Origin of the sequence: Rhizorhabdus sp. (genome assembly GCF_018006725.1) — a bacterium.
Lineage (GTDB): Bacteria > Pseudomonadota > Alphaproteobacteria > Sphingomonadales > Sphingomonadaceae > Rhizorhabdus.
The window spans coordinates 1-3,407 of the sequence record NZ_JAGMXV010000384.1 but is presented as its reverse complement, the minus strand read 5'-3'; the positions used below and the strand labels follow the sequence as shown (position 1 = coordinate 3,407).

The following is a 3,407-nucleotide window of genomic DNA, read 5'->3' as shown; positions in this document are numbered from 1 at the left end:
TAGCCATCGTCGTTGCCCCTCCTACGGGCCGGTTGAAATTCTAACGGCGCGGGTGCCCGAGGGCGTCCACACGTCGAGCGCCACGCGCACGCGCGGCTGCCGCTGGCGTATGCGCTGCATCAGGCGATTGAGCCGGGCGATGGCTTCCACCACGCTCATTTGCCCGCACCGCCGAGCGGGGCCAGCGCGGCCCGCATGCCTTCGCTGATGACGGCATCGGCCGGCGTCGGCGCCGACAGGGGAGCCTCAACCGGCACCTCGATGCCCTCGGAGCGCAGCGCATGCACCGCATCGCGCGAGGCCCGGATCAGCACGTCGATGTCGCGCTCTTCACCTTCCAGCCGGTCATAGAGTTTCGTGAGCGCGAGCAGGTTGGCCCGCGTCGAGGCCAGGTCGGTGCTGATGCCGGCCTTCTCGCTTTCGAGCGCGGCGAGGTTCTTCAGTTCATCGGCGAGTTTCGCCTGCGACCGGGTGAGTATCTGGCGGGTATCGGTCTTTGCCCGCTGCTCTTCGATCGCCATCGCGAGAGACTGGCTGTGCTGTAGCGGCTTCCTGCTCATCGGGGCCTCGTTGCTGAATTGTGAAAATTGGCAATTTCACCGGGCCTGGCGTGCGTGGCCGTCCCGGCGCGAGTTTGCGAACGCGCACGCGATCGTGCGGATGGCTGGTCATTGGTCGGACTCTGGCGGCGCGGTCATTGTTGCCTCATCTCTTCGGGAACGGTCGGGATGGAATGCGCTGTTTCGGGCCGTGACGAAACGGCGCGCTGCGGATGGGCCTCGGCTTGTGCTTCCGCGTGTCGGGATCGAGGCCGGCGCGACGACGTACCCGCTTGCTCTTTGCCCGCATCGGAATGTCGTAGTTCGCTGTTTTGTAGGCGTGGCAGCGGCGGCAGCACGTGACGCAGTTTTCTAGCGTGTCGCTGCCCTCAATGTCGGCCGCCAGAGGCCAGTGATCGTGTTCGCGGTTTCCCGCGCCAAGGATGGCCGTACAGCGGGCTCCGGGCTCCAGCCCGTAGATTGCGCCACGGGCCTCGCATCGGCCGCCAGCGCGCAAATTTGCGGCCTTCTTGGTGCGGGCTGAGAACTCGTGGCGGACGGACCTCACTTCTGCCGCTCCCACGGGAATCGCCGCTCAAGAAATCCGAGTGTCGGCAACCGCGGAGTACGCTCCCGCTCCTCGATAGGCACGACGGGCTCGGGCTGCTCGTTCGGTTCGGGATATCCGTATTTTCTCACATAGTGCCCGTTGCCGCCGCGCTTGATGCCGCTGCCGTGGCCCTTCTCGTAAGCGCCGACGGGCTCCGCGTCCAAGACTACAAGCCGACCAAATCGCTGCCCACGTAAATCGATGCGCTTCATTCCCATCGCCTCCGAGCCACCGCCAAACTCTTTGCAGCTTTCGCCGCCTTATGTAGTTCTGCCGATTCTTCCCACGGATCGCGACCGCACCACTGCATTACGAGGATGCGCGCTCTATCGTAGAAAAGTTGGAACGTCTCACCATCCATCGCATCGAACGATGTCGAGTCGGGCACGATGTTGAGCCCGTAGTGCGGCCCCTCGCGGCGCATGGCGTTGTAGAGCGCCGGCAGTATCTCGGCCACGGCGGGCGCGGTGTTCGACGTGATGAACTTCCGCCGCAGGAGTTCGGCCAGCCCCTCGGCGATCATGCGGTCGGTGACCGGCTCGTCGCGCAGCGTGATGAACGGCACCTCGCTGAAGTAGCCAAGCTGGATCAGCAGGGCTTTGTGCAGGTGCTCGCTGGTCGGGTACTTGTCGCCGATCTGCTCGATGTTCTCGACAGCCCACGCGAGCCCGGCGCGATAGGCGCGGTTCTGATCGAGATCGCGTTTCGAGGCGACCGTCACCGTATAGTCGCCGCCCGGCTTCAGCGCGTGGGTTTTCTCCCGGCTGTAGGGATCGAGCGGCCGGAACGTTGTCTTGTCCTCGGAAAGCCGAAGGTCAATCTTCAGCTTGCTCATTCCGCCCGACTCGCCCGCTCGATGTTCGCTTTCTCGACCAAGAAGGAGACGGCGACCACCCAAGGGTTCGCCGCCCACGATTCGACGCCGTTGATGGATGCCCATAGGGTCGCGTAGCTCCCCCGTGCGTCGTATGGCGGCGCAACCCCCGGCACGTATCCGGTATCGGCGTAGTCTCGATACTCGCCCGAAGGCAGCGGCTCTATGCCTTCGTCGATGGCGTCCTGCACGCTGATCTCCTGCAACCGCTGCACCCGAACCTCAGTGACGTGCAGGGTGAGGCGGGAGGCCCACCGGGGCATGTGGATACCGGGGCGCAGCTTGCCGGTCCATTTGGGGGCGGCGCCGTCCGCTTCCTTCCAAGCAACGTCGCTCGGCAGCACTGCCGCTGGCGGCCCGGCGTCATGCTCCGCGCCGAGGCGGAAACTCTCTCGCACCCACAGGCGGTCACCGACCTTGAAGCGCGGTGCCACACTGCCGGCGAGATGCGCGAGAGCATCGGGCACCTTGTGCAGGCGGCGAGTTTGGGTTTTCGTCCCTGCCAAAAGCGCCCGGATCATGGGCGCGCTGAAGAGTATCGGTCTATCGGACATGGGGACACACCCCGCCGTTTCGTTGGCGGCCTTGGTTGCAGTTTGCGCAGAGCAGGCGAAAGTCTGACGGGAAACCGTGATCCTTCACCCACTTGTAGGTGCGATGTGCGCCTCGTCCGATCTCTCGGCGATGCGCGGAGCCGTTGTCGTTGGCGTGATCGAGTTCGAGGAAGGCGATCTCAGTCTCGCCGCAGCACTGGCACTTTCCTCCGTAGGCCGCGACGATCTCTAGGCGAAGCGCCCGATAGCGAGCCTTCTGCCTTTCCGAGGCGGTGCGCCGCGTTTCATCGGTGCGCTTGCCCGCGCGCGCGGCTCGAATGCGATCGCCATTGGCTGCATAGTGCGCCGTCGCGGCAGCGCGTATCTTGTCCCCGCGTTCCTCATAGATTTGTCGGCTGTATTCCAGCCGTGCATCGCGATCAGAGCGCGGCATGACCGCCTCTGGTCTTGGTGCCCGCCAGCAGGGCGCGCACCATCGGCGCCGAGAACAGAATGGGGCGGTCAGCCAAAGGTAAACCCTCCCTGCCCGGCCGCCTCAAGGTCGGCCCGTTCGATCCGCGCCTTGTGCTTGGCGTAGTGTTCGGCCGCCCGCGACAGGTTGTCGGGATCGTCGGCAAACGTCACCGACGCATCGCTCTGCCTCCAGAGACGATCGAGCGTTTCGAGATCGCGCGCCGTGGCGAGCAGGCCATCGACCGTGGCAAGTTCGCGCCCCTCGTCGGACGTGTCGACGAGATCGGCCGTGTCGCCTTCCTTCACCGCATCGAAGTTCGGCGCGACCGTGGCGACTGGCCTAGTTGCATCGCCCCACGGATCGGGCTCTTCCACTT

The 3,407-nt window shown here is 65.0% G+C and carries 7 protein-coding genes; all 7 read right to left on the bottom strand.

Annotated elements, in window-relative coordinates; all coding sequences use genetic code 11:
- Positions 1-21: 21 nt before the first annotated feature.
- Complete coding sequence (locus tag KAY22_RS26475; protein WP_296626067.1) at positions 22-159, bottom strand: hypothetical protein; 138 nt, start codon at positions 157-159, stop codon at positions 22-24.
- The gene (locus tag KAY22_RS26470; protein ID WP_296626066.1) at positions 156-521 is read right to left on the bottom strand and encodes a hypothetical protein; all 366 of its coding nucleotides are present in this window, start codon (positions 519-521) and stop codon (positions 156-158) included. The genes KAY22_RS26475 and KAY22_RS26470 overlap by 4 nt, the downstream gene beginning before the upstream one ends.
- 582 nt (positions 522-1,103) lie before the next feature.
- On the bottom strand, positions 1,104-1,361 hold the full coding sequence (locus tag KAY22_RS26465; protein WP_296626065.1) for a hypothetical protein: 258 nt from the start codon (positions 1,359-1,361) through the stop codon (positions 1,104-1,106).
- Complete coding sequence (locus KAY22_RS26460) at positions 1,358-1,984, bottom strand: hypothetical protein (RefSeq protein ID WP_296626064.1); 627 nt, start codon at positions 1,982-1,984, stop codon at positions 1,358-1,360. The genes KAY22_RS26465 and KAY22_RS26460 overlap by 4 nt, the downstream gene beginning before the upstream one ends.
- Positions 1,981-2,544 carry a hypothetical protein gene (locus tag KAY22_RS26455; protein WP_296626063.1) on the bottom strand — a complete coding sequence of 188 codons (564 nt, stop codon included), beginning with the start codon at positions 2,542-2,544 and terminating at the stop codon, positions 1,981-1,983. The genes KAY22_RS26460 and KAY22_RS26455 overlap by 4 nt, the downstream gene beginning before the upstream one ends.
- 22 nt (positions 2,545-2,566) lie before the next feature.
- Entirely contained in the window at positions 2,567-3,010 is a 444-nt protein-coding gene (locus KAY22_RS26450) for a hypothetical protein (RefSeq protein ID WP_296626062.1), read from the bottom strand.
- A 68-nt stretch (positions 3,011-3,078) separates the two neighbouring features.
- The coding region (locus KAY22_RS26445) for a hypothetical protein (RefSeq protein ID WP_296626061.1) at positions 3,079-3,407 on the bottom strand (329 nt) is incomplete at its 5' end.

Excerpts from the sequence above, each read along its gene's own strand:
- KAY22_RS26455 (WP_296626063.1), bottom strand. The coding sequence starts at position 2,544 with ATGATCCGGGCGCTTTTGGCAGGGACGAAAACCCAAACTCGCCGCCTG.
- KAY22_RS26450 (WP_296626062.1), bottom strand. The coding sequence starts at position 3,010 with ATGCCGCGCTCTGATCGCGATGCACGGCTGGAATACAGCCGACAAATC.
- KAY22_RS26475 (WP_296626067.1), bottom strand. The coding sequence starts at position 159 with ATGAGCGTGGTGGAAGCCATCGCCCGGCTCAATCGCCTGATGCAGCGC.
- KAY22_RS26465 (WP_296626065.1), bottom strand. The coding sequence starts at position 1,361 with ATGAAGCGCATCGATTTACGTGGGCAGCGATTTGGTCGGCTTGTAGTC.
- KAY22_RS26460 (WP_296626064.1), bottom strand. The coding sequence starts at position 1,984 with ATGAGCAAGCTGAAGATTGACCTTCGGCTTTCCGAGGACAAGACAACG.
- KAY22_RS26470 (WP_296626066.1), bottom strand. The coding sequence starts at position 521 with ATGGCGATCGAAGAGCAGCGGGCAAAGACCGATACCCGCCAGATACTC.